General features: G+C 56.0%; 18 protein-coding genes and 1 tRNA gene. 11 read left to right on the top strand and 8 right to left on the bottom strand.

From position 1 onward, the window contains the following. Positions 1-52: 52 nt before the first annotated feature. Entirely contained in the window at positions 53-1,366 is a 1,314-nt protein-coding gene (locus VGE80_RS03940) for a hypothetical protein (RefSeq protein ID WP_440591743.1), read from the bottom strand. 501 nt (positions 1,367-1,867) lie between these two features. Here VGE80_RS03940 and VGE80_RS03935 point away from each other — a divergent pair. The 9 genes from VGE80_RS03935 (at position 1,868) to VGE80_RS03895 (ending at position 11,846) form a co-directional block, all read left to right on the top strand. After that, entirely contained in the window at positions 1,868-2,620 is a 753-nt protein-coding gene (locus VGE80_RS03935) for a hypothetical protein (protein WP_373650713.1), read from the top strand. Between the two features lie 393 nt (positions 2,621-3,013). After that, the gene (locus tag VGE80_RS03930) at positions 3,014-4,489 is read left to right on the top strand and encodes a neutral/alkaline non-lysosomal ceramidase N-terminal domain-containing protein (protein WP_373650714.1); all 1,476 of its coding nucleotides are present in this window, start codon (positions 3,014-3,016) and stop codon (positions 4,487-4,489) included. A 70-nt stretch (positions 4,490-4,559) separates the two neighbouring features. Continuing rightward, on the top strand, positions 4,560-5,570 hold the full coding sequence (locus VGE80_RS03925; RefSeq protein ID WP_373650715.1) for a hypothetical protein: 1,011 nt from the start codon (positions 4,560-4,562) through the stop codon (positions 5,568-5,570). 131 nt (positions 5,571-5,701) lie between these two features. Beyond that, entirely contained in the window at positions 5,702-6,637 is a 936-nt protein-coding gene (locus tag VGE80_RS03920; RefSeq protein ID WP_373650716.1) for a carbohydrate kinase family protein, read from the top strand. A gap of 195 nt (positions 6,638-6,832) precedes the next feature. Continuing rightward, positions 6,833-8,119 (top strand): glucose-1-phosphate adenylyltransferase, encoded by a 1,287-nt coding sequence (locus VGE80_RS03915; RefSeq protein WP_440591742.1) that lies wholly within the window; start codon positions 6,833-6,835, stop codon positions 8,117-8,119. 3 nt (positions 8,120-8,122) lie between these two features. Continuing rightward, complete coding sequence (locus tag VGE80_RS03910) at positions 8,123-8,827, top strand: RsmE family RNA methyltransferase (protein ID WP_373650718.1); 705 nt, start codon at positions 8,123-8,125, stop codon at positions 8,825-8,827. A gap of 193 nt (positions 8,828-9,020) precedes the next feature. After that, positions 9,021-9,094 (top strand) — tRNA-Met (locus VGE80_RS03905). 287 nt (positions 9,095-9,381) lie between these two features. Beyond that, the gene (gene ychF / locus VGE80_RS03900) at positions 9,382-10,470 is read left to right on the top strand and encodes a redox-regulated ATPase YchF (protein ID WP_373650719.1); all 1,089 of its coding nucleotides are present in this window, start codon (positions 9,382-9,384) and stop codon (positions 10,468-10,470) included. A 35-nt stretch (positions 10,471-10,505) separates the two neighbouring features. Continuing rightward, a complete protein-coding gene (locus VGE80_RS03895; protein WP_373650720.1) occupies positions 10,506-11,846 on the top strand; it encodes a Gfo/Idh/MocA family protein in 1,341 nt (446 codons plus the stop codon). Between the two features lie 279 nt (positions 11,847-12,125). On the opposite strand, the gene VGE80_RS03890 is transcribed toward VGE80_RS03895, so the two are convergent. After that, on the bottom strand, positions 12,126-15,281 hold the full coding sequence (locus VGE80_RS03890; protein WP_440591741.1) for an efflux RND transporter permease subunit: 3,156 nt from the start codon (positions 15,279-15,281) through the stop codon (positions 12,126-12,128). 398 nt (positions 15,282-15,679) lie between these two features. Between VGE80_RS03890 and VGE80_RS03885 the strand changes: the two genes are divergently transcribed. Both VGE80_RS03885 and VGE80_RS03880 read left to right on the top strand, forming a co-directional pair. Continuing rightward, positions 15,680-16,405 (top strand): hypothetical protein, encoded by a 726-nt coding sequence (locus VGE80_RS03885; protein ID WP_373650722.1) that lies wholly within the window; start codon positions 15,680-15,682, stop codon positions 16,403-16,405. Positions 16,406-16,426: 21 nt separating this feature from the next. Beyond that, positions 16,427-17,446, top strand: a complete 1,020-nt coding sequence (locus VGE80_RS03880; RefSeq protein WP_440591740.1) for a Gfo/Idh/MocA family protein — start codon at positions 16,427-16,429, stop codon at positions 17,444-17,446. A gap of 5 nt (positions 17,447-17,451) precedes the next feature. Here the strand turns inward: VGE80_RS03880 and VGE80_RS03875 are convergent, their stop codons facing one another. From VGE80_RS03875 to pdxH, 6 genes are all read right to left on the bottom strand, one after another. Beyond that, positions 17,452-18,891 (bottom strand): DUF1501 domain-containing protein, encoded by a 1,440-nt coding sequence (locus VGE80_RS03875; protein WP_440591739.1) that lies wholly within the window; start codon positions 18,889-18,891, stop codon positions 17,452-17,454. A gap of 286 nt (positions 18,892-19,177) precedes the next feature. Continuing rightward, positions 19,178-19,945 (bottom strand): metallophosphoesterase, encoded by a 768-nt coding sequence (locus tag VGE80_RS03870; RefSeq protein ID WP_440591738.1) that lies wholly within the window; start codon positions 19,943-19,945, stop codon positions 19,178-19,180. Between the two features lie 723 nt (positions 19,946-20,668). After that, entirely contained in the window at positions 20,669-21,961 is a 1,293-nt protein-coding gene (locus VGE80_RS03865; RefSeq protein WP_373650726.1) for a phenylacetate--CoA ligase family protein, read from the bottom strand. 12 nt (positions 21,962-21,973) lie between these two features. After that, positions 21,974-22,315 (bottom strand): exodeoxyribonuclease VII small subunit, encoded by a 342-nt coding sequence (locus tag VGE80_RS03860; RefSeq protein ID WP_373650727.1) that lies wholly within the window; start codon positions 22,313-22,315, stop codon positions 21,974-21,976. A gap of 350 nt (positions 22,316-22,665) precedes the next feature. After that, complete coding sequence (locus tag VGE80_RS03855; RefSeq protein ID WP_440591737.1) at positions 22,666-24,435, bottom strand: hypothetical protein; 1,770 nt, start codon at positions 24,433-24,435, stop codon at positions 22,666-22,668. A gap of 21 nt (positions 24,436-24,456) precedes the next feature. Further along, positions 24,457-25,095, bottom strand: coding sequence for a pyridoxamine 5'-phosphate oxidase (gene pdxH / locus VGE80_RS03850; RefSeq protein ID WP_440591749.1), 639 nt, complete (start codon positions 25,093-25,095; stop codon positions 24,457-24,459). Positions 25,096-25,263 lie beyond the last annotated feature (168 nt).

Raw genomic sequence — 25,263 nt, 5'->3', positions numbered from 1 at the left:
TCAGAATAAATCGGTAAGTAAGTGACACTCCACTCCAGCGGACTGCCTCAGTTTATTTGGAGGGAAAAGCCTTAGGATCATTCACAAGGTGTGACTTCAGTTGATCCAAATTGAAGGGCTTTCCCTTCAGTTGTTCGAACAGATCTCGCTGGGATGTTGTCAGCACTTGGAGAACCTGTTCGTCGAGTTCCTGTTTCGTTGCCAGAATTTCCTGCTTCAAACGGTCTGCGAGATCTGCTGCTCCTGCATTACGACCCGGAAGGCCTATCAGCATTCGGACCTTTTTGACCAGTTCCTGGTTCAGTTCTGCAATCAAATGCTGCTGATCCGCTGTGATTTCCAGTGCTGACGCAACCTCCTTCTCGTTGAGTGCTTCATTTCCCAGTTGCTGCCAGTAGATCTGTTGTAATCGCTCGAACTGGTTTGCTGTCAGCATCGCTTTCAGGTCGACAACATACTTGTCGTACAGTTTAGACTCCAGTTCCTGCCTCCAGTTTTGCTCTTCTCCTCTGGATTTTCGACGCACTTCATTCAGTTCAGACGTGTATTCTTTCGCGAGTGCCCGCAGTTTTGCGACGAGGGGGTAATCATTTTCAATCCCCAGTTCCACTACCACCGGTTCCTTACTGACAAGGAACAGGATTCCCCGTGAGCGTGGCTGCGCGATGACCGGCGGTTCAGGCTTCGTCGCTGTCTCGGGCCGGGAGAGTTTGAACAGTCGCCCTTTGAGCTCGGCAAATCGAATCCGCTGGTCGGCGGTCAGTACGTCATCATAGGCGCGATCACGGTCTTTCGTGATCTTTCGCAGCGATGCCCGGACGTCGCTGATGTCACCTCCTCGGTCTTGCAAGGCATCTCTTTGACTCTCGATGTCACGTTTCTGAGTTTCGAACAGGTTGTGTAACGAGTTCAGCCCATCGACCTGTTCTGCGGTCAGCTCCAGGGCTTCTCTCAGCTCGGCGTCGTGCAGTGCCTGAAAGCCCCAGCGTTGCCAGTGAATCTGTCGAAGCCGGTCATACTGTGATGGTGTGAGCAGGACCTTCAGTTGCTCAACGTACTCGGATTCGACGTCAGCAAATACCTCCTGAGGCGTTCTGGGCTGTTTCCGATCTTCCTGGGCAGGAAAATTGATCCTCTGTTTCAAGGTGACTGGAAAGGACTTGAGCAGCAGGCGAATTCGCAGAAGTTCATCCGAGTCTGGCTCAATTTGAAGTTCTCGCAGGACGGGCTCGCGTGCGATCAGGCTGATCATTCCCACGAGGTAGGGTGGGTCCACATTTTCCTGATTCTGTCCGAGCGACGGGACGACCGAACACACGACCATGACAAATGTCAGGCAAAGTCGATGAAAGGAATCTCGGTCCATGGGCCGTTTCCTGAAAGCAAAAACGTTGGTCGAGGCATCCTGCCACCGGTACTTTTGTCTCCAGCGTAGATCCCAAACCACCTGAGTTCAACGAGTGCCTGACAAAAGAAGCTGGGGATTTCTGCCTGCAGAATGAAGCCCGAATCAGGGTAATCCGCAGGGCATAACCAAACCCCACAAATTTGCACGTGAACTGCAGGGTCGTCGCCATTGTCGTTTGACGCCGTTAGAACCGAGCCATACTTTGGCAACAGGAAGAAACAGAACTCGTCGGTCAGGGTGCTGCTGCTTCACCCAAAGCGGCGACTGTTTGTGAGAGCCAGATTTGGCAAATGTCACTTAAGGGCATGTGGCGTTTGCGTTCTGTACGGTGGTCGTTGACCGACGCTGAAAGCGTGTCGGTCCTTCGATCGAGCCGGCTTCTCCAGATAATTAAGTCGGACTCAGTTTGGGTGTAACTGCCTTTTGAAAAGCGGTTGCTCGGTCGGGAAAGGTATTCAGTTGCAGAGACAAACGGACAAAGTCGACGTCGCTTTACAGGAAACCGGATCTGAACGTCCCGCGTTCATGGAAGTACTGGGGCTATTGCCTCCTTACGAAGCAGCGGACGTCAAAGCAGCTTATCGCGCCAAGGCATTACTGGCCCATCCTGATCGAGGGGGAGATCCTGCTGACTTCAATCGGCTGAAGGACGCTTACGATCAAGCGCTGGAATTTGTCGCCTTCTCTGGTAGTCGCCGTGAATGGATTGCCGCTCGCGTAGAGCCTTATCTTTTGCAGGAGGAAGTGGTCGCTGAAGTCATCAAGCGAGGCGGACGAGTTCAGGTTGAACGGATCCCCTGGATGGAAAAGTCGTGCGGAGAAGACTTTGCTCATTTGGCCGAGCGACTGCGACGGATCAAGCTGCATCATGTCGCCGACGGCGACAACTTTCTGAAGTTTCTCGCTGACCATAAAGCTCATTTCCTCGTCGAGCTTGATTTGACGGGAAGCCGAATCACCAGCCAGGGGCTGAATCATCTTTCGTCGTTCGACGTGCTGCGCAGCCTTAACCTGAGCGGCACAGGTGCGGACGCTCGATCGTTGCGTAAGCTGCTGCCATGCTTACCGTCGCTTGAGTGGCTCAATGTCCGTGGCACGAAGCTGGGGTGGTGGAACCGGTTCTTACTGCGACGCGCCTTTTCTCACATTTCGATCGTGACGGACCCGACCCCCGCTGTCGTTCCCGGAAGCGAAACGGTCGACCACAGTTGAGGATTCCGGGATGGAGCCGATTCTTCGAATTCGACTCCGAATGCCCGAGTTCGAAGAAAAGGTGACTTCCGCGCTACTGGTCCATGGGGGGCGTAAGACGCCTCCTTCCGGTCAGCACAGAGCGAACTGAACTCGGATCGCTCCGCGTGTTCCAGAACTCTGTGCGTATCTGACCGATCCCTTCCTCACGTCATTTTAGTGCGTTGTCGCAGGTCCGTCTTTGCGCGGTTACTGACTGCAATGGTTCCTCCAGTTCTTCAATTATTGGACAGCCACGGCGGGTGCAACTCGATCTGAATGTCGCTACGATCAGCCCAGATTACCCGTGCGATCGAGCGGGTGATGTAGAACGCACTGGAACGTCAAGAAGAATTCGGTTGGATAAGGATCGTCATGAACTTTGCTCCTTTGTTCAGATCGGTGGGGTTGCTGCTTGTTTGTCTTGTGACGTACTCCCACCCGGAGGTTTTCGGTGGCGAGGCATTGCGAGTGGGAATCGCGGAGGTGGACATCACCCCTCCTGTCGGTTTTCCTATGGCGGGCTACTACCACGAACGACTGGCAGAAGGGGTGATTGACCCGCTGAAGGCGAAAGCAATTGTCTTCCGGGACGGCGATACTTCGGCGGCGCTGGTTGTCTGCGACCTGATTGGGATTGCTACGGATCTGGTGAAGGAGATTCGCAAGCGAGCCTCGACAGAAACGGGGATCCCGGTTTCCAATATTGTGATCACGGCCACGCACTCGCACACCGCGCCGGATTATATGAAGGAGCTTTACCTGAAGCTCGGGAAAGAGAATCAGGCACCGATGCGGGCAGAATTCATCGAGAAGCTGATTGCTGGCCCAGCGGATGCCATTCGCAAGGCTCATGCGACGGCGAAGCCTGCGCTTCTGGAAGCGGGATCGGCGACACAACTGATCCCTGTTTCGTTTAACCGCCGCTCTGTCATGCGCGACGGCAGCGTCAAGACGTGGCAGAGTCATGATAATCCTGACGTTGTCCGAGCTGCCGGCCCAATCGATCCCCGAATCGAACTGCTAGCTGTTCGCGATGAGACCGGTGTGGCGAGGGGGATTCTCAGCAATTTCGCACTGCATCTCGATACCGTCGGCGGCATGCGATGGAGCGCGGACTACCCGTACTTTATTGATCAGGCACTCAAGAAATCCCTTGGGAATGAAGTGGTTTCGATCTTCGGAACGGGTTGCTGTGGAGACATCAATCACGTCAATCCTAACAGCAAAGAGCGAAACAAGGCCGACTACATTGGAACCAGCATCGCGGAATCCATAGAGCGTGACCTGGGGAAGCTCAAGCCGTTGGCGAAGACGAAACTCGTCGCGAAGTCGGAAGTCGTCCAACTCCCTCTGCAGGAAGCGACTGAAGACGAAGTGAAGTGGGCGATCGAGATCCTGCAAAAGGCTTACCGCAAGGAAACGGTGGACTTTTTTGATCACGTCACCGCGCACAAGAAAATTATGCTCGATCAATTCCGCCATCGTGAACCCTACGCCAACGCCATTGATCACATCACGTGGGGACTGAGCCATTCGCTGAAGGGGATCGGCGAGACGATTCCCGCGGAAGTGAACGTCATTACACTGGGACAAGACGTGGCAATTGTCTGTCTTCCGGGCGAGGTCTTCGTCGAACTGGGTATGGCCATCAAGCAGGGGTCTCCCTTCAAAACGACTCTGGTGATCGAACTGTCGAACTGTGTCGAAACGATCTACATCCCCAACCGTCCCGCCTATGCCGGGGGGAGTTACGAAGTGACAAACTCTGCAACGAAGCCCGGTTCCGGCGAAATGCTTGTCGAGACTGCACTTCGACTTCTGCGCGAGGCTGCATCGGCATCCAATTGACTTACCCCTGAGACTGGATGACAATCTCAGGTACAAAGTCTTTCGAGCTCGCTGCTGAAGGGACATGACCATGTCTGCTCACCGATGGATGCTTCTGGGTGTCACTGTGGCAATTGGCGCGTTGTGGACGCAGGGCCAGGCCAATGCCCAGCAGATCTACGTCGGCAGTACGCCTGCTGAGATGCAATATCCTCGCAGCATGGGGCTCGATTCCAATGGCCGGGCGGTTGGCGTCGAAGGTCGGTCCGTCGACCAGTACGGAACTTACACTGATGACTACGGACGCCAGACGATGGCCGGCCCGGCAACTTTCATGGCCGTCCCCGGGCACTATCATGGGGGCGGCTACACCTCGGGCGGATACTATCCGGGTGGTTTCAGCGGACTTGGGTATTCCAACAGTATTGGGTATTCCGTCGGGCTAAGCGGTTACTCGGGGGGCTACTATTCGGCAGGCTATGGAGGGCCCGGGCCGGTCGTTGCAACAAACACTCTGCTGGCACCTCGGACGATTGTCGTGGGAGGTGTCTATCCTTCCAGAACAGTCTTGAATAATGCAACTCGTGGTGGAGTAATCGAATACACACACGGCGGAAACGGGTATGTCTACACCCCTGGATCGTCGTACCAGACGGTAATCTCGTCAGGTCCATCAATTTTCCCTGCTACGACGATCATTGAATCTTCTCAACCTCCAGTCATCATCGAGCAGAAGTCGAACAAGTTTCTTAACAATTCGAAAGTAACAGCCGCTCGGGGGACGGGCGGGACCGCCGAGATCAAGTTGATCTTTCCGAAAGAAGCGACGGGGGCACTTTCGTATGTATTGAACGGAACAACGTACACGATCAAGCCGGGGTATCATCAGACGTTCGTGGACGACCGGGTCTGGACGATTGAATTTTTGCGGGGGGGGAATCGCAGTCTGCCAATGCGATATCAATTGACAGCGGGAACATACATTTTCGAAGCCGACGAAAACGGGTGGGACCTGAAACAGGTTCCCCAGGTAATTCAGGCTGTGGACCAGACTGTTCCAACCCCTCCCCCTCCCGCACCGGTGCCGAACCCTGGTCTGTAGCGATGCGTTGGTGTTTCTCCTGACGAGCAAGTTTTTTCTCCCTTAAATACAACAAAACATCTCCGAAAATCGTTGAATCCGTCGAAGGTCTTGCCCGACCGTCCATCATCGATCGGATTGAAAGCAATCGAATGAATCAGACTGTGCAAATGATTGGACTGGGCGAGCTTCTGTGGGATTGTTTTCCTCATGGCCGTCTTCCCGGTGGTGCTCCCGCGAATGTGGCCTTTCATGCCCAGCAGCTTGGACTGTCGGCGGCGGTCGCCACGCGTGTCGGTGTTGAGGAACTGGGGGATGAGCTTTGTCAGTTCCTTCGATCGCGTGGGCTCAGTACCGACCTTGTCCAGCGTGACTCGAAGCATCACACAGGTACGGTCACCATCTGGCCCGCGTCGAAGAATAATGCGGGGTACACCTTTCTGGAAAACTCTGCCTGGGACTTCCTGGAACCCGAGCAAGAGTTGCTGGATGCAGTCAGGTCCGCCAAGGCGATCTGCTTCGGGACACTGGGGCAGAGAAGGCCGGTCTCTCGCAGTACGATTCATCATTGTTTGCGGCTCACTTCCGATGATTGCCTGATCGTGTACGACGTGAACCTTCGTCCCCCGTTCTTTGCAAAGGACTGGATTCTCAAGTCCATCGCCCAGTCGGATATCGTCAAACTGAACGATGACGAAGTCAAAGTCCTCGCCAAACTGTTTGAGTTCGGTTCCGACGACGAAATTCGCTTCGCAAAAGGTCTCCTCGACGATCATCCTGGACTCCGGCTGGTCTGTGTCACCCGGGGGAGTCGGGGCTGTCTGGCCGTGACGTGTGACGAGGTCATCGAACTACCGGGAATTCCCGTTGAAGTCGGCGACACCGTCGGTGCGGGTGATGCCTTTACTGCGGCGATTATCTATGGCCATCTGCAGAAGTGGTCTCTGGAAGCGTCACTGACGTTAGCCAACCAGTTTGGCGCCCTTGTCGCCAGTCGAGTCGGCGCCATGCCAATCCTGACGGAAGAGCTTGCTGGGCTTAAGTCCAGTCTTGACTGGTCTTTCCGTGACACAAGAGTGTCTCCCTAGACGGTCGGTCGACGGCGGGAAAAGGCCGGTTTGTTTCTGAGCCCGATTGCTCCCGTTTCCAAGTTGCACTCGCTATTGTGTAACGCCCACTCCCTCGCCTGATTCGACGCTTTTGGTACCCCTGCTGGGCGAAATTGAAGGTATCCAGGCGGTGGGTGCAAGCATTGAAACGCCCCTGTTTTCGAGGACTTTACGATGAAAAATGTGCTGGCTGTCATTCTCGGCGGGGGAAAAGGGAGCCGCCTCTTCCCACTGACGGAAGTTCGATCGAAGCCGGCCGTCCCACTGGCGGGAAAGTATCGTCTGATCGACATCCCGATTTCGAACTGCATCAACAGCGGGATTAACCGCATCTTTCTGCTGACTCAATTCAACTCGGTGAGTCTGCATGCCCACATTCGCCAGACGTACAGTTTCGATCAGTTTGACGGAGGGTTTGTTGAGATTCTGGCCGCTCAGCAAACGATGGAAGGAAATAACTGGTACGAAGGTACGGCGGACGCAGTTCGCAAGAATCTTCGTCATTTTGATCAAGCAGGCTATGACTACGTTCTGATCCTCTCTGGCGACCAGCTCTACCGCATGGACTTCGCCAAGATGCTGGAAGCTCATAAGGAAGCAGGGGCTCACGTGTCGATCGCGGCGTTGCCAGTCACGCGCGAGGCAGCGCGTGGCTTCGGTATCATGCGTGTGGACGACGAAGGGCGGGTTAAGGGGTTTCTTGAGAAGCCGAAGTCGGATGAAGAGATCGACAATCTCGTTCGAACCGATCCCGCCTGGATTGATGCGCGGGGTGTGAAAAGTCACGGTCGCGATTGCCTGGCCAGCATGGGGATCTACCTCTTCAATCTGAAGACTCTGGTGGACCTGCTTTCGAAGTCGGACTACCAGGACTTCGGCAAAGAGGTCTTTCCCATGTCGATCCGCACTCATCACGTGCATGCCCATCTCTTCGATGGCTATTGGGAAGATATTGGAACGATTCGATCGTTCTACGAGGCGAATCTCGATCTGACGTTGCCGAATGCGCCGTTCAAGCTCGAGGACCAGGAGCGGCCAATTTACACCCATGCCCGGTTCCTTCCTCCCAGTCGCTGCGACGGCGTGCATGTTAAACGAAGTCTGATTGCGGATGGTTGCGTCATTGGCGAAGGTTCCACGATTGAAAACAGCGTCATCGGGCTGAGATGCAAGATTGGCAAAAACGTCACCATTGCAAATTCGATCCTGATGGGTTCGGACGACTATCAGAGTGAAGAAGAGATCCAGGCCGATGCGAATGCAGGGATTCCCAGTATTGGTGTCGGGGATGGCTGTCTGCTGGATGGAGTCATCGTGGACAAAAATTGTCGTATTGGCGACGGAGTCCATGTGCGGGGCGGCGACGTATTGAAGGTTCCCGAAAATCCCGCGGTCGTTATTCAGGATGGCGTCATCGTCATTCCCAAAGGGACCATCCTGCCCGACCGGTGGCAGCTCTAAACAATGACTCATCGGTTCTATTCACCTCAACTTCCTGAGACTGGTTCCGTCTGCCTTGCGGACAGTGAAGCCCACCACATGATCCACGTCTTGAGGACTCAGGTGGGTGATTCGGCTGAGCTGTTCGACGGGCGGGGGCTGGTTGCGACCTGCCGTGTCGTGCAGCTCCGCAAGCGGGATGTCACGCTCGATGTTCTGGAGACGCGACGGACACCGACGGCATCGAGAGAGCTGGTTCTTGCGACGGCTGTTCCCAAGGGAGACCGATTTGACTGGCTGATCGAGAAGGCCACAGAACTGGGCGTGACTCGCATCATTCCCATCACGACCACGCGGAGCGTCGTGGACCCACGCGAGAGCAAACTGGATAAGCTCCGTCAGACAGTTATTGCCGCCTGTAAGCAGTCGTGCCGGAACCATCTGATGGAAATCGCGGCCGTCACTCCCTGGAGCAAGTTTATTGAGGTGACCGAACCGGGCTCCCACCTGTTCGTGGCCCATCCTCAAGGAGGGTCGGTCGAGGAATTGCTTCGGAAATGTGCGAGCGACACAAACCCCATCATTTTCGCGATCGGGCCTGAAGGGGGATTCTCGGAAGAAGAAGTCGCACTGGCCCTCTCTCGCGGGGCGGGGACGATTCATCTCGGTGGGCAGATTCTGAGGATCGAGACGGCGGCCCTTGCGCTGGCTGCACGCTTTCTGCTTTGACATTTCCGTGTTTGAATCGCGGATGTGCGGATGACGGCGTGGGGTTTGTGCTGGCATAAATGGACTCTGCAGTGGCGAGAACGGATCAAATCAAACGGAACCTTGGACCGACGCTTGTCCGCCCACACGAAATTGCTAAACTTCCGATCTGAACCAACGGTTCACTCGAGTGTCCTCTCAGGGCATCGATGATGGCGAGGTAGCTCAGCTGGTTAGAGCACAGGCTTCATAAGCCTGGGGTCGCGGGTTCAAGTCCCGCCCTCGCTACTTTCGATTTTTCTGACCTGTTTTGTGCAATCAGCTCCTGGACACTCATCTGCAAATGAGGATGGGACGCTGTAATCGATAACTTCTGACATCTTGCCATTTCGAGGCAAGTCTGTTTCGATGCGTTGAGCGGTCGTTCGCTCCGCGTGCTCTCGTGCAACCCGCGTGACATTGATCAAGCGGTTTGATATCAATCGTCGCGGTGAGATTCGTTTGCATGGGCACCTGTCCGCAACGAGATTCCACCGGCTCTATCAAAAAAATCTCGCAAAGGTCGTCGCGGTATCATGGAAGCTGGAATCGTCGGGCTCCCCAATGTGGGCAAAAGTACTTTGTTCAATGCACTCACCATGTCGAAGGCGGCTCAGAGTGCAAACTATCCGTTTTGTACGATTGAGCCGAACGAAGGAATCGTCAGCGTTCCCGATGACCGGTTGCGTCGGATCAGTCAGTACATCGTGCCCAAAAAGCTGGTCCCCGCCGCGCTGAAGCTGGTCGATATCGCGGGGATTGTGAAAGGGGCCAGCGAAGGGCAGGGGTTGGGCAATAAGTTCCTGACTCATATCCGTGAAGTCGACGCCATTCTCCAGGTCGTTCGCTGCTTCGACGATCCCGATGTCATTCACGTTTCCGGTACGGTGAATCCCGTCGCCGATATCGAAACGATTGAGATTGAACTGATGCTGGCGGATATCCAGACCTTGGAAAATTCGCTGGCGAAGGCTGAGCGAACCGCTCGAAGCGGCGACAAGGACGCGAAGCTGCGGGTCGAGGTGATCAAGAAATGCCTGGCGCATCTGACCACAGACCAGCCGCTGCGGAAAATGGAATTCGACGAGAATGAAGCCAAGGTCGTCTCCAGTTACGGCTTGATGACAGCGAAACCCATTTTGTACGTGGCGAACGTCGACGAAAACGACCTGGAAGGCACTGGAAAGCTTGTCCAGCAGGTTCGTGACTTTGCGAATAAGGTCGGGGCTTCCGTTGTCCCCGTCTGTGCGAAGCTCGAAGCGGAAATCGCGGAACTCGACGAGGCTGATCGGAAAGAAATGCTTGAGGGAGCCGGTTTGTCGGAACCCGCATTGGCCGTTCTGGCGCGTGAGGCCTACCGAGTTCTCGGTCTGCAGAGCTACTTCACGGCGGGCGAGATCGAAGTACGGGCCTGGACAATTCCGATTGGGGCGACGGCCCCTCAGGCTGCGGGGGTGATCCATACTGATTTCGAGAAAGGCTTCATTCGGGCCGAGGTCTACACCCTGGCTGATCTGGAAACCTACAAGTCCGAAAAAGAAATCCGATCCGCTGGCAAATTGCGGGTGGAAGGCAAAAGCTATGTGATGCAGGATGGTGATATTTGTCATTTCCTTTTCAACTGAGCTGAACTGCGGCTTCTCATTCGAAAGGTCGGTCGATGTCTCGCGATCATCAGTCAAGTCGACGCTCGTTTCTGAAACAGGCTGCCCTCGGCGCATTCGCAGCTCCGGTATTCATCCGGAATCTGCGAGCCGCTTCGCCGAATGACGTCGTCCGTCATGCCAGCTTTGGTGCGTCGGGAATGGCGTTCGCCGACCTATCTGCCATCATCACACATCCTCAGGTGAAATTGACCTGCGTTGCTGAAGTCGACCTGCAACGGGCCGAGAAGCTGAAGCAGACCTTTCCTGAATTGCGCGTCTACCAGGACTGGCGGCAGATGCTGGACGCGGAAGAGGGAAAGCTGGATTCCGTCAATGTTTCGACCCCTGACCACATGCATGCTTCGATGGCGATGGCGTCAATGGAGCGGGGACTGCATGTTTACGGTCAGAAGCCGCTGACGCATGACGTTTATGATTCAAGACGATTGGCAGAATACGCGGGAAAGAAAAATCTGGTGACCCAGATGGGGATTCAGATTCACTCTCATCCTGCCTATCGCTCGGCGGTGCAGTTGATTCAGGAAGGAGCGATCGGGAAGGTCACCAGCGTTCATTCCTGGAGTAGTAAAAAATGGGGCGACGATACCGAGCGACCCGATCGCAGCGATCCGGTACCCGACAGTCTGAACTGGGACCAATGGCAGGGGGTCTGTGAAACGCGCCCCTTCATCGGTGGAGGTTACTACCATCCGGGTAGCTGGCGCCGTCGACTCGATTTTGGTACGGGAACATTCGGGGATATGGGATGCCATATTTTCGACCCTGTGTTCAAGGCTCTCGAACTGACTGCTCCATTGACGCTGAAGTCGACGGGGCCTGCGCCCAATGCCCATAACTGGGCCAATAATGCTGTGGTGCATCTCACGTTTCCTCAGACGAAGCACACCACCGGACCGGTGGTTCCCATCACCTGGTATGACGGGGACGAGCGACCGGGGGACGAGATCACCTCGCGATGGTTGAAAAACCGACCCTTGCCCGAGCAAGGCTCACTGTTCATCGGTGAAAAAGGGGCGTTGCTGTTACCCCACGTCGAAATGCCAATTCTCCTGCCGGAAGAGACCTACAAGGACTATGCCCGGCCGAAGCTGGATGACATCAATCATTGGCATCAGTTCATTGATGCCGTGCGAGGTAAGGGAAAAACATCGGCCCACTTTGGCTACGCGGGCCCACTGACCGAGAGTGTCCTGCTGGGAGGTGTCGCGACTTTCTTCCCTCAGGAAACCCTTGAGTGGGACGCTGCCAGCCTGCAGTTTAAGAATAAACCTGAAGCTGCCATTCGACTGCGTAAGCCTCCCCGTAAGGGCTGGGAAGTCAAAGGGCTCAGTTGAGCTCTCTTCTCTCTATCGGCCTTCGCCCAGATTGTCCGCCCACATCCGTCGTACAGCGTCGGGTGTGGGCTGATCGGTTCCCTGGAATAAATCGGTAAGCCGATTTCTGAATGACTGCTTGGCGTGAGCGCAACTGCCGGTGGATTCCGCCTGCCGCGTTTGAGAGTACCTCCTTTTACTGACACCGTGGTTGAGTTCTGGTCCACATCCATGGTGAGCCGAGCTGCGTGGGTACTCCTGTCAGCGTTGGCGGTCAAGAAGTACCCTTCGCGAGTTCACTCAGGTCGTGGCAACGGTTGCAGGGGCCATGGTGTTGGCGTCGTCATTGTTCGGTGACCGTTGCACAAACCAGGGATAGATCGCCGGCATGACCAGCGCCGTCAACAGGGTTGATGTGATCAAGCCGCCGATCACCACGGTTGCCAGGGGCCGTTGGATTTCTGCTCCTGCCGTGTGAGACAATGCCATGGGCAGGAAGCCCAGGCTGGCGACGAGAGCCGTCATCAGCACTGGCCGTAAACGATTGACCGCAGTCTCTTCCGCTGCTGCCTTCGGTGAAAAACCTGCCACGCGAAGATGCTCCGCCGCGCTGACCCACACCAGTCCGTTGAGGACCGCGACCCCGAACAGAGCGATGAAACCGACACCGGCGGAAATGCTGAATGGCATTCCACGCAAGGCCAGAGCATAGATGCCCCCTGAGGCCGCCATTGGAATCGCCAGGAAGATCAGGCTGGCAAGTCGGCCTGAGTGGAACGTGGTGTGAAGCAGCAGGAAGATCAGCACCAGGACCACCGGGGTCACCAGCAACAGACGCTGTTTGGCCGACTGGAGATTCTTGAAGTCGCCGCCCCATTCAATTTCGTAACCTGTGGGGAGTTTCACATTTTCGGAAATGGCTTTCTGAGCGTCGTAGACGAAACTCTCGACATCGCGGCCGCGGACGTTGCATTGTACGTAGGTACGTCGCTGTGTCCGCTCGTGTTCGACGCCTGGAGGGGTTTCTTCGGTAATCAGGTCGGCAAGCTCACCCAGAGGAATCTGGCGGCCGTTCGGGGCAAAGATGGGAATCTGCTCAAGGCGATAAAGGTTGGTCCGCCATTCGACAGGGATACGAACCATAATGGGGAACCGCATTCGTCCGCGGAAGACTTCACCCACTTTGTGGCCCCCCATGGTGGCGACAGTCTGCATGACCTGATCTGCATCGATTCCATAGCGGGCGAGTGCTTCGGGTTTGACCTGAATGCGAACAGTGGGAAGATTCGCCTGATGTTCGGCTTTCACATCGACAGCTCCCGGAATTGTGTGCAGAGACTTTTCCACCTGCTTTCCGATCCGGGCGAGACTCTCGAGTTCCGCCAGATTGGAGGAATCTCCACTCCCCTGCAGCGACCCGCTGGGGGCATAAATCAGGACGGCCACGTTGGCCTTCACTCCCGCGACCAGTTCATCGACGCGCATCTCGATCGGTTGAGTAAAGGCAAACAGCGCACCGGGGACATTGCTATTGAGTACAACTCGCATTTCGTCGAACAGTTCTTCGCGTGATTTTTCCTTCGGCCAATCCTTTTCTGGCTTCAGCAGCACCCACACGTCTGTTTGCTGTACCCCCATCACGTCGTTGGCAATTTCTGGACGTCCGGTCTTGCAGAACACCGTTTTCACTTCGGGGAATGCCAGCAGCAGGGATTCAACCTGTTTGCCCATGGGGATCGAATCCTCGAGTGTGGCGCTGGGCAACCGGTTAATTTCGATGAGCAGGTCCCCTTCATCCAGCTTGGGCATGAACTCGCCACCTAGATGCATGGCGATCGGAATGCTGACGGCAAACAGCAGCAACGCCGCCCCCACGGTCAGAACGGGGTGCAGCACGGTGCGATGAACAATGGGATGGTATACCTTATGGAACATCCGGATGATGAAGATCTCTTTTTCTTCCATCTTGCGAGGCAGCGCCAGTGACGCCATCACCGGCATGAGTGTCAGCGACAGGACAAGAGACCCTGCCAGCGCGAAGAGAACAGTCAGGGCCATTGGTCGGAACAGCTTTCCTTCCGTCCCCTGCAGGGTGAGCAGCGGCAGATAGACGATCGAGATGATCAGCTCGCCGAACATGGTCGGTTTACGAACTTCAATCGCCGCGTCCCGGATGACCTCCAGATGGGGCCGTCCCTCTTTATTGTGCGAGATCCGGCGCATGCAGTTTTCCACCATGATGACCGAACTGTCGACGATCAGTCCAAAGTCGATGGCACCGAGACTCATCAAACTGGCCGTAATCCCCGTCATGGCCATCATGTTTGCGGCGAACAGCATGGACAGGGGAATTGCCAGAGCGACGACGATTCCCGCACGCAGGCTCCCCAGCATCACCAGCAGCACGATGACGACCAGAGTTCCCCCTTCCAGCAGGTTCTTCTCCACGGTGTGCAGCGTGCGATTGATCAGTTCAGCCCGATCATAGGTCACTTCGGTGTAGACCCCCTTGGGAAGGGTTTTATTAATTTCCTCCAGACGTTCTTTTGCAGCCATCACGACGGTGCGGGAATTGGAGCCCCACAGCATCATCACCATCCCCATCACCGCCTCGCCCCGACCATCGCGGGTCACCGCACCCTGGCGCGTCAGCGGGGCAATTGTCACATCGGCGACATCACGCACGAGTACAGGAGTTCCATCCGGATTCCCCCGGATGACGACATTCTCAATATCGGATTCATTGGTGAGCAGTGCTGACCCTCGGATGAATCGCTGCTCTCCATGATGAACGACGTAGCCTCCACCCGACGTTCCATTATTGGATGAAACAGCCTGAAACAGTTCAGGCAGCGAGACGGCGAAGCTGGCGAGTCGATCGGGATCGGGCTGGACTTCGAACGATTGGTAGTAACCCCCGTGCGAGTTGATTTCGGTTACTCCAGCGACCTGACGTAATCGAGGTGCAATCTGCCATTCAAGGATCGTTCGCAGGTCCATGGGAGAATAGCCTTCGCCACGAACTTCAAACTGGAGAATTTCTCCCAGAGCTGTAGTCAGGGGATTCAGTTTGGGAGTGCCATATCCTTTGGGAACTCGCTCGGCGGCATCAATGAGACGTTCTGCAATCAGTTGCCGGCCGCGAAAGACGTCAGTTCCTTCGTGGAAAACGACTGTGACCAGTGAGAGACCAAACTTCGAGACGCTGCGAATTTCTTCCACATTGGGCAGCCCACTCATGGTCAGCTCAACAGGGGACGTGACATACTGCTCGACTTCGAGTGGGGACAGCGCACCTGCTTCGGTGACGATCTGAACCTGAACGTTGGTCATATCGGGAACGGCATCAATCGGAAGGTTGACGGCCGAATAGATTCCCAGGCCGGCCATGATGACAATCATGGAAATGACCAGCATCCGATTATTCAGCGAAACGTCGATGAGCTTTTCAAGCATGGCAGGTGATTCTCGGCAGAGTAATTTGGCCCTGATTTCGTGGCCGCATTCTATCGGGGAACATCGCTGGAATGGCGTAATTCTCTCGACAAAGTAAGCAATTCGTTTGTACTAATGGGGCTGAAACGGGCAAACTTGTTGAAACCCGAACTTGTTGGTGCGGGCTGTTTATCGCTTTCGAGATCCCTAAATTCTGACTTCGATCGATCGGGCGATTCAGGGCATCTCTGGTCAAACGCTTCCGCCTTCTGCAGTGGGGAATTTGGTTTTGATCATTCCGTTTCGCATTGCGTGCGCTGTTGCGATCTCATTTAATCATCCGATGAATATAACCCGCTGAAGCCTGTTCCCTTCCTTCGCATCCACCGTTTGTCACGTCACTTGCAAAGGGCTATTCCGTGAAACTTGCGCATCGATCTGTCTTGTTAGCGGTGACGGTGGCTTCCTCACTGATCCTGATGCTGTGCACTCACGGTCCCACAGTTCGGGCACAGCAGGGGAAAGGGAAACCGAAGATCCTGAAGTCCACATCGTCGGTGGAGGTCAAGCAGATCGATGCCCGACTGCAGAAGCTGCAAGACAACTTCGAAGCCGAGTCGAAGGCGATCATTGATGGTTATGAGCGTTCGGGGCAGTTTGATCGGGCCAAGTTTCTGCTGGAAGTTCTGCTGAAGCTGGATCCCAGCAACGAAGATTTCAAGAAACGAGTGACGGAACTTGAAGACCAGTTGCTCAAGACGACGGAATTCGACATCAAGTTTGATGCAGCAAGCGATTGGACTCCTGTCGGGACAGTCCAGAAAGACAAGTTGACCCGGGTCGAAGCGAGCGGGGATTACAAACTGATCATGACCGCCGCAACGGTGACCGCAGACGGGTTTCCTTCGGACAATGTCATGCAGGACCTGATCAGTCGCGTACCGACCGGTGCCCTGATGGGTATGGTTGTCACGGACGAAAATCAATCCGGCAAACAGCCCCCGGAACCGTTCCCCATCAAATCCAAACTCGAATTTACGCCGAAGAAGGAGGGGGTCCTGTATCTGAAGGTCAATTCGCCTCCGGGGGCGAAGTGTGTCGGTGATCTGAAAGTGAAAGTCAGCGGCGTGACGCGTGCGTCCTAGGAATCGGAAAAAGGAACGAGGATGACGCATCCGTCGGTACCCATTGTCAAGTGTTCGATCGCAACGGATCTGTCGTCCTCCGAACTTGCCGCACAAGCTGACGGTCGCCCCTCGTGGAAGGTCGGGATTGTCGGTCTTGGGGCGCAAGGGCTGTATCAGCTGGAACGGACCCGTCTGAACTCGCAGATTGAGACAGCGATTGTTTATGACCCTGATCCGCGCAAGCGACAGTTCGCCGCAGGATTCGGGGTCATCGCGGCGGATGAACTGTCTCGCGTCACTGCCGGGGGGAAAACCGACGCCGTTTTCCTGACTGGCCCGTTGGGGGCAGAGACGGCGTCGGCGATTCTCGAAAGTGGTCAGCATCTTGTTCTCGATCGTCCATGGACATTGACGTGTGAGGAACTGCAGTCCATTCAAATGCGTGCCGAGTCGGCACAGCTTTCCGCGACGTACTTCTGCCCGCGACGGTGGACGGCGGACGTCCTTTGTGCTGCCGAGGCCGTCCGTTCCGGGCGGCTTGGCAACGTATATTCTGTGCAATATCTGTCCTGCACCAGGCATCTTCCTCCGCTTTCCGGCAGCCGAGGGGTTCTGCGAGAATTCGGGTTTGATCTGCTTGACCAACTGCGAGCATTGGTCGCTGCTCAGCCGATCTCCGTCTTTGGAAAAATGGACGCGGACCCTCAACGGGGGGACGATTGCGCGTTCCTGGCCGTGATGGAATTCCAGAATCAGTGTCGCGCTGAAATCCGGATTGACTCGCGTTCTCGACTTGGTTTCCGAACCGGCTGGATTCTCGAAGGAACATCCGGGAGCTATCGAGGTGAACGTCTCTTGACGGAAACACTCGACGGCGAAATCGTCGACCAGCCTCTGGAGCGGCCCGTTTGTCACGCGGACCCGTTCCTGGCTGAACTGCCCGCCGCGTGGCAGGGTCAGCCCTGTCGACTTCCTTCACTGAGGGACGCTGCCAGCATCGTTGCTGTGATCAACGCAATTGAACAATCCTCACGCACAGGTGAAGTGGTCAGGCTTTAGTGCTTTCAGGCGAGTACTTCCGAGACGACCTTGCCATGCACATCGGTCAGTCGGAAATCGCGTCCCTGGAAACGATAGGTCAAGCGTGTGTGGTCCAGGCCTAACTGATTGAGAATCGTTGCCTGCAGGTCGTGCACGTGGACCGGGTTACTGACGATGTTGTACGAGTATTCGTCTGTTTCTCCGAGGACCGTCCCCGGCTTGACGCCTCCGCCTGCCATCCACATCGAAAAACAACGCGGGTGGTGATCGCGGCCGTAAGTCGTATCAGTGATGGCACCCTGACAATAGACAGTTCGACCGAATTCACCCCCCCAGATCACCAGCGTATCATCGAGCAGTCCCCGTTGCTTCAGGTCCATTACGAGGGCTGCTGACGCCTGGTCCGTCTCTTTGCATTGCTGAACCATTCGAGCGGGAAGCCCACCGTGATGATCCCAGTCACGGTGATAAAGCTGGATGAACCGAACACCCCGCTCCACGAGGCGACGGGCCAGCAGACAATTGGCAGCATAAGTCCCCGGCTTCTTCGAGTCTTCTCCGTACAGTTCGAATGTGTGAGGGGACTCGTGCGACAGATCCATCAGTTCCGGAACCGAGGTTTGCATCCGAAATGCCAGTTCGTATTGGGCGATTCGGGCGGTGATCTCGGGATCGCCGACGTCCTGGTACTGCATCCCGTTCAACTCGGCCAGTCCATCCAGCATCTGCCGGCGACCCTGGCGGTCCATTCCCTGTGGATCAGACAGGTACAATACGGGGTCGCCCACGCCCCGCAGCTTCACTCCCTGATGCTGTGACGGAAGAAAGCCACTTCCCCACAGACGTGCCAACAGACCCTGTCCCTTGGTTGCCCCATTGGAGATCATCACCACGAACGCGGGAAGATCTTCGTTCATCGTCCCCAACCCGTAATCGACCCACGATCCGAAACTGGGACGCCCAGGCAACTGGCTCCCTGTTTGAATGAACGTGATGGCCGGATCGTGATTGATGGCTTCTGTATGCATCGAGCGAATGAGGCACATTTCGTCGACGATCTTGGCCGTGTGCGGCAACATCTCGCTGAGCCACGTCCCCGACTGGCCGTGCTGAGCAAACTTGAACTTCGAGGCGACAACGGGAAAACTCGATTGCCCTGAGGTCATCCCCGTCAGTCGTTGCCCCATGCGAATTGATGCGGGAAGTTCCTGCTTGTGGAATTCGGCTAACCGCGGCTTGTAGTCGAACAAGTCCATCTGCGAGGGGGCGCCGGATTGAAACATCCAGATGACCCGCTTGGCCCTGGGGGCGATGTGACTGACAGGCAGAGGATTGTTTGCCTGTGTGTCCCGTCCCAGCAAGGAAGCGAGTGCTGCCGTTCCCAGTCCTGTTGCGGAGCGACCGAAAAAATGGCGTCGCGTCAGTTTATCAGCCCTTGCCGTCAAGTAAGACAAGTCAGTCATTTCGGCATCTTTCATTTGGCATTCTCGGAGCGACGGAATCCCGGGGGCAGGTCCATCAATCGATCGAGGCACTTGAGGAGCGGCGTCGATTCTTGGAGCGTCTGTTCGTCTTTCCGAAATTGTCCGTTCATCGGTCCATAAGGATAAGGCGAAATGAGTGAGTCGCCAAGTCGAGGTCGTGATTGCGTTATTCGATCAAGATCAAATCAAGTCCCGTTCTGCTGGACACTGCAGTCGCCGGCAAAATCCGGGCTGAATCTCGTAGCCCGCGCAGTGATTGCGCGAGCTAAGGTTGGCTTGTGCACTGAAATAATTGGGTTGTCCAGCTTCCATTGGGAGCAAGTTCCCACAACCGGTATTCCGGGGGGCCAAGGTCGATCACAAGTTGCTCGGTTCTGGGGCGGAATTTTGGACCCACGGCCGGCGTTGAGAAGACCGTAGCGTGACCAAAAGAGGCGACAATTTCGTGATGCACGTGCCCGCACCCGATGAGCTGCACCTGGGGAAATTCGTTCAGCAGAAGCTTCAGTTCGGCCGCATCCTGCAGACCAATCTTATCAAGCCAGGGACTGTGGACAGGGACAGGAGGATGATGCAAGAACAACAGCGTACGCAGCGAGCGGGAAGCCGTCAGGCGCTCCTTCAGCCATTGAATTTGATCCGACCCCAGCGATCCCGCGACCTGACCAGAAAGTTGTGAATCCAGCCCGATAATCTGCCAATCCGACCATTGTTCCACGAAATGAATTCGATCAGAGCAGAGGGGCTGAACCCCTGGAAACCGATTTGCAATCGCCGCGCGATTGTCGTGGTTACCTGGGATGACTCGCACCTTACCGATCCAGTCTCCCAATTCTGCGATCACGGCGTCATACGTGGCAGCAGCTTCGTCGTGAGCAATGTCCCCAGTCAGAACGAGCAAGTCGAAATCCGGGAACTGCTGACGGAGATGTTGAAGGACGGATTGAAAGCGGGGCCAGGTCACGATCTCGCGCAGTGCCGTCGCTTTTTCGGTAAACAGGTGGCAGTCGGTCAGTTGAACGATGCGGTGCATTCTGACTTTTCCCCGATTGGACAGTGACTACTGACTCGACCTGCGTTGCAAACGGTCGCCGGTCGGGGCGACGTGGATCACGAATGAGTCGCCTCTACTTGCCTGAATTTCCCATACTTCTGAAATCTTCCGTCGGTCCCCTCACTGTTGCGCGCTGCACATGGTTGAGCACCTTGAGCACCTAATTGGTCAAACCTCTATTTTTCAGGCGTTTCAATTAGATGCTCAAGGTGCGCACGTTTGAGCATCTTGAGCACCTAATCGCGCGTGGCCGCTTGGAGACTTTTCCCACCCTAAAACGGCTGCTCTTAACAGGCAAATCACGAGAGAAATGTCATGGTCGGCCATTGGGTTTTCCCGCAGAGGACGAGGTAACGCTTTAACGAGGCACACAGTCATCAGCGACCCACTGCCCGAACTTGGAGCTGGCCCGTCGAGTCTGGGGTGCCAAATCGGACTCGTATTTTCTGAGTGTATTCCGTCTATCGTACAGATTTACAAAAAGACGTCAAGATTATATGTCGTTTCGAGGTGTCTGGGCGCACGATCTCATCAGGGAGTTCGACGCGTTTCTCGAGCATCAGTCGCATCGGCGAGACCGGACGTCATATTCGTGGGTTGCGCGACAATTCGGGGCTTGGCCGGAGCTGGAACGCAGGGGACAAGTCTGAACAAACTCTCAGACCCTGCGCAGGAACCCGCCACCGAGGCCCTGGCCTGATTTCAGGATTCGCGGACGAGACGTCTGGCTTTCATCTCGAAGCGAGGGAGGGACTCAAAGGGAACAAGTTTGACTTCGGCGTGGAACTGGAGTTTTTGCTTAATCGTCGCCGAAATGCTTTCGACCAGCGTCTCAGGATTGGCCGAAGGGGTCGGTTCCAGTTCCAGACGGATGTGCTGCATCTCGCGGTGACGCGTGACGACAATCCGGAATTCCGCCACCGCAGGAAATTCCCGAACGATCTCTTCGATGCTTGAGGGGAAGACGTTATTTCCCCGAATGATCAGCATGTCATCCGTCCGGCCCTGAATTCCGCCCTTGAGTCGCATCCAGACGCGCCCTGACGGATGGGGATCCTGCGCCACTTCAACCAGATCACCCGTACGGTAACGAATGAGAGGGGAGCCAATACGGCCGAGATTGGTGATGACCAACTCCCCTTTGCCGGTCGTAGAGGGATTGCCGGTTTCGGGATCGATGATCTCGGGGATGCAGGCCGATTCATTGACCGTCAGGCAATCCGTATCGTCTTCGCATTCGGTGGCGAGCGGACCAATCTCTGTCATGCCCCAATGGTCGAACACGCGGGCGCCCCACGCCTGCGCAATGCGGGCCCGCACCGAGGGGATCGAACCTCCGGGTTCTCCCGCAACGAGGACTGCGCGCACGGAGCTCTGAGAGACATCAATCCCTTGCGCGGCGGCGACCTCAGCCAGCCTCAGGGCGTATGTCGGGGTGCATCCAATCCAGGTGACCTGATTCTCGAGGATCAGTTTGAGTCGGGCTTCGCTGCTCATTCCCCCCGCAGCCAGACAGAGGTTTCCCTGGCGTGAAGCCCCCTCGAACGCCGCCCAGAATCCGAGGAACGGGCCGAACGAGAAGGGAAAGCAGAGGCGATCGTCTCGCCGCAGGCCCAGCAAGCGATAAATGGTCGACCAGCATTCCAGCACCCAGTTCCAACTGGCTGACGTATCCATCCAGCGCATCGGTTGACCGGTGGTCGTCCCACTGGTCTGGTGCAACCGGCAGTAGTCGCCCACGGGAAATGTCAGGTTCGTCCCGTAGGGCGCAGCCGACAACTGATCTGCGACTAATTCCGACTTCGCCGTCAGGGGAAGCAAGTGAAGGTCGTCCAGCCCTCGAATCGATTCAGGATCGATTCCTGCGGCGGCGTACTTTTTTGTCCAGAAGGGGTTCGCGGGAATCACTTGTGCCAGAAGTTGCGTCAGCCGATCACCCTGGTATTGGGTAAGCTCGGACCGACTCCACAGTTCCCATCGCTGGTCGCTCGTCACAGCATACCTCTATTAGAAAAGCGTCTTGGGATCGGCGATCCCGGCGGTGGGCGCGGCATTGAACGGCGCGGTCACGGGTTCGCCATCGGCTTTAAAATTGATCAGAACTTCGATCTTCTGCTCGGCCTGTTCCAGAAACGCGTGACAATTCCGCAGTAATCCGATTCCCCGTTCGAATTGGACCAGGGAGGCCTCAAGGCCCAGCGAGTTGTCTTCGAGGTCGCTTACGATCTGCTGAAGTTCACCCATCGCTTCTTCGAAGCTCAAGGTGGGTTTCTCTTGGGTTGTCATCTCGGGAACCGTTGAACTTTCGTCACTTTGTGGGCTCTTTTCCGCCCGGGACCGTTTGGCCAAGCCTGCGTCTCCTTGGAATTCGTTCGTTCCTCACGGTAGGGACCCCTCATTCCGGTTGCAAGCGTGAATTGGTGCCGTGGCAACCCGTGCCGGTCCATCCCGATTGTGGTGACATTCATTCGGACCAGGCGCATTGTGGCTAATCTGCTGGATCTACCAGAAGTTCATGAAAGACAGTTAATGGCGAGGCGCCGACTCGTAGCCCTGAACTCCTGGAACGGAAGTTTTTCACTGAGCCGCCACAATTGCGATTTGTGAGGACCTTCGACGCCGATTGTGCGGACTTCTATGAGGGACCCGCTGTTGCGGATCGGCGTTCTCGGAACATCACCTGGTCCTTCACCCGCCGGTCAGTGGAGTCCCCGTTCCGCGAGCAGTTTTTTCGTCGTGGCGGGGTCGTGCTTCATCCGGATGCGCCAGACCATTTCTTCCGGGGAAACGACATGGACATTGGCTGGAAGCCGATCGGCACACCACAGGGCGGCATCGTAGCCACGCGACGCACCATGTTTCACGGCAATATCCTGGGGAATATTCTCGGCGTCTTCGTCGTCACCCGCTTCGTGTCGGAAATAGGACCAGGCGTGGACGATCACCCAGTCGTCCCGCGTCGATTTTCCAGCAGTGCTCTCTTTAATTTCCCTGGCGACCTTCGCCGGTGTTCCGCTGCGCGGACGGGCGTTGGAGTTTTCCCAGATCGAGTACCGGGCCGTAATCACGGGGATCTCGATCCCGCGCTGGTCTTTAACCCAGAATGTTTTCCCGGCGCCTGCTTCGTAGGGGGCATACTGAAAGACAAGAATGGCGAAAAGGCCATCGGTCTGCTCGGCAATCGTGGCATACGCTTTCATTGCCTTCGCAGACTCGGCTCGCGCGACATTGAATGCCAGGATATGTGTTCCGGTTTGACGCATGTACTTCCAGGTGCGCTGGACCTGGCGCGCCAGTAGTTGGCTCGCTTCAGGCCGCGCATCTCCGAACAGATCCGGGTAGTAGTAGCCTCCTCCCCACTCGATGAATTGATCGTTGCGGGTCTGTGTATGCCAGGCGTACTCCATCGTAACGGGGCAGAGTTGAGCCAGATGTGCGAAGCAGCAGGACCACCCGAACGGAATTTTGCCTCGATGCGGGTTGTTCCAGTAGCTGTTGTTACCGTGGAAAAAATTCGACTGCAGCCACTGCACATTGTCACCGTCGGTCATTGTGAAGCTGACCGTACTGCGGTGGTCATTCCAGTTGATATTCTGATGGTCGAAGGTTTTCTTGACTGCGGGCTGCCGGTTCTCGCTTCCGGCCATCAGGACCGGCAGGTTCATGCACCAGTCCGTTGCCGTCTGAAAGTGGCCATAGATGCTGGTCAATTTTGTTGTCTTGAATTCGTCACCCCCGTTCCAGCCGAGAATGGGGGACAGGGGTTCCAGCCACTCGAGGGCCGCGACGATAGGCTCATCCGCTCCGAACAGGGTGAACGCGTTCTGGGCGATGGCCAGATCACGAGTGTTGGAAATGCGCGGGTCCTGGGCGCAGAGCAGGTGGCGGTTGAATTTGTCCTTGTAGGTTTCAAAGCACCAGGCGAGCGACTTGTCTCTCACATCCAGCAGTCGCGTCAGGCCTGCGGCTTTGGCTTCGGCTTCGATCTCTTCCGAAACGAGCACTCCATCGAGAAGTCCGGCCAGGCTGGTCGCAATATTCACCGACTGATCCATCCCTTCCCGATGGTCCGAGGTTGCTCCGTCTGACCGATCGGTGGAATAGAGAATGTAGCCTTTGATGGTGCCCCGGCGTTTGAAGCGGCCGACCAGTTCCCAGGCCGTGGCGGTCCCTCGCTCTTCGACTGCGGGATGCGCCTTAAGGAATTCCTGATACCAGCGTTCCATGTCGACATTATCGTTGTAGACCCAGACTAATTCGTCGCCATGTCCGTGATTGACGCTCTTTGCCGCCAGCCCTGCGACGGACTGAACGAGCATCTTGATGGCGGGATCACCATGCTCGCGAGATCTCACGAGCCCCTTGGGAACTTTCTGAACGGGCCACCAGCGCGCATCGTCAGCCCGACCGACAGAGCTTATTCCGCAGAGAACGACAAACAGAAGCCATATTTTGTCCGAGACTTTCACGATTGCTTTCTCCCGCATTCCTCAGGGATTGATACGACCGATTGACCATCCACCCGCTGGACTTCGTTCGTAGGCAAAGCGGTCATGCAACCGGCTGGGACGGCCCTGCCAGAACTCGATCCGATCGGGAACCAGCCGATAGCCTCCCCAGTAAGGAGGGCGGGGAATGGGCGATCCTGCAAACTTCTCTCGAAGCTGTTCAACTCTTTGAACCAGTGCTTCGGCCGATTCGAGCGGGCCACTTTGAGAAGATGCCCACGCTCCCAGTTGATTGGAAACGGGGCGGCCTGCGAAATACGCGTCTGATTCTTCTGCGGAGACACGTTCGACGCGTCCTTCGAGTCGAACCTGACGTTCGACTTCTTTCCAGTAAAAGCAGAGTGCCGCGAGGGAATTCTGAGCCAGTTCCCTCCCTTTTCGGCTTTCATAATTCGTGTAGAACGCGAAACCTCGATCGTCAAAGCCCCGCAGATAGACAATCCGTGCCGAGGGGCGGCCGTCAGGAGTGCACGTGGCCAGCGTCATCGCGGGGTATTCAGTGATCGGAAAGTCTCGGGCTTCCTGATACCACTTTCGAAATTGCTCGATGGGGTCGGCAACCAGGTCGGATACATCGAGTTGACCTCGGTTGAAATCGGCATGGACAAAGTCTTCAACCATGGGAAGGGCCTCACAGAAGCGTTCAATGTGCAGGAGGGAGACTGGGATGTCGATGCCAGTTGAGCTGGTCCTTGCGCCCCGTTTCCGTCCTGCTGTTTCAAAGATCACGATGGGAACAATCAAAAGGCATCCGGCGACACGATATTCTCTAAGTTGCCAGATCTTCAT

Origin of the sequence: Schlesneria sp. (assembly GCF_036405755.1) — a bacterium.
Taxonomy (GTDB): domain Bacteria; phylum Planctomycetota; class Planctomycetia; order Planctomycetales; family Planctomycetaceae; genus Schlesneria; species Schlesneria sphaerica.
The sequence above is the reverse complement of the archived record's forward strand: the minus strand, read 5'-3'. Positions and strand labels throughout refer to the sequence as shown.

Coding starts and splice junctions, on each gene's coding strand:
- VGE80_RS03940 (WP_440591743.1), bottom strand. CDS start 1,366: ATGGACCGAGATTCCTTTCATCGACTTTGCCTGACATTTGTCATGGTC.
- VGE80_RS03930 (WP_373650714.1), top strand. CDS start 3,014: ATGAACTTTGCTCCTTTGTTCAGATCGGTGGGGTTGCTGCTTGTTTGT.
- VGE80_RS03925 (WP_373650715.1), top strand. CDS start 4,560: ATGTCTGCTCACCGATGGATGCTTCTGGGTGTCACTGTGGCAATTGGC.
- VGE80_RS03920 (WP_373650716.1), top strand. CDS start 5,702: ATGAATCAGACTGTGCAAATGATTGGACTGGGCGAGCTTCTGTGGGAT.
- VGE80_RS03915 (WP_440591742.1), top strand. CDS start 6,833: ATGAAAAATGTGCTGGCTGTCATTCTCGGCGGGGGAAAAGGGAGCCGC.
- VGE80_RS03910 (WP_373650718.1), top strand. CDS start 8,123: ATGACTCATCGGTTCTATTCACCTCAACTTCCTGAGACTGGTTCCGTC.
- ychF (WP_373650719.1), top strand. CDS start 9,382: ATGGAAGCTGGAATCGTCGGGCTCCCCAATGTGGGCAAAAGTACTTTG.
- VGE80_RS03895 (WP_373650720.1), top strand. CDS start 10,506: ATGTCTCGCGATCATCAGTCAAGTCGACGCTCGTTTCTGAAACAGGCT.
- VGE80_RS03890 (WP_440591741.1), bottom strand. CDS start 15,281: ATGCTTGAAAAGCTCATCGACGTTTCGCTGAATAATCGGATGCTGGTC.
- VGE80_RS03880 (WP_440591740.1), top strand. CDS start 16,427: ATGACGCATCCGTCGGTACCCATTGTCAAGTGTTCGATCGCAACGGAT.
- VGE80_RS03875 (WP_440591739.1), bottom strand. CDS start 18,891: ATGACTGACTTGTCTTACTTGACGGCAAGGGCTGATAAACTGACGCGA.
- VGE80_RS03870 (WP_440591738.1), bottom strand. CDS start 19,945: ATGCACCGCATCGTTCAACTGACCGACTGCCACCTGTTTACCGAAAAA.
- pdxH (WP_440591749.1), bottom strand. CDS start 25,095: ATGGTTGAAGACTTTGTCCATGCCGATTTCAACCGAGGTCAACTCGAT.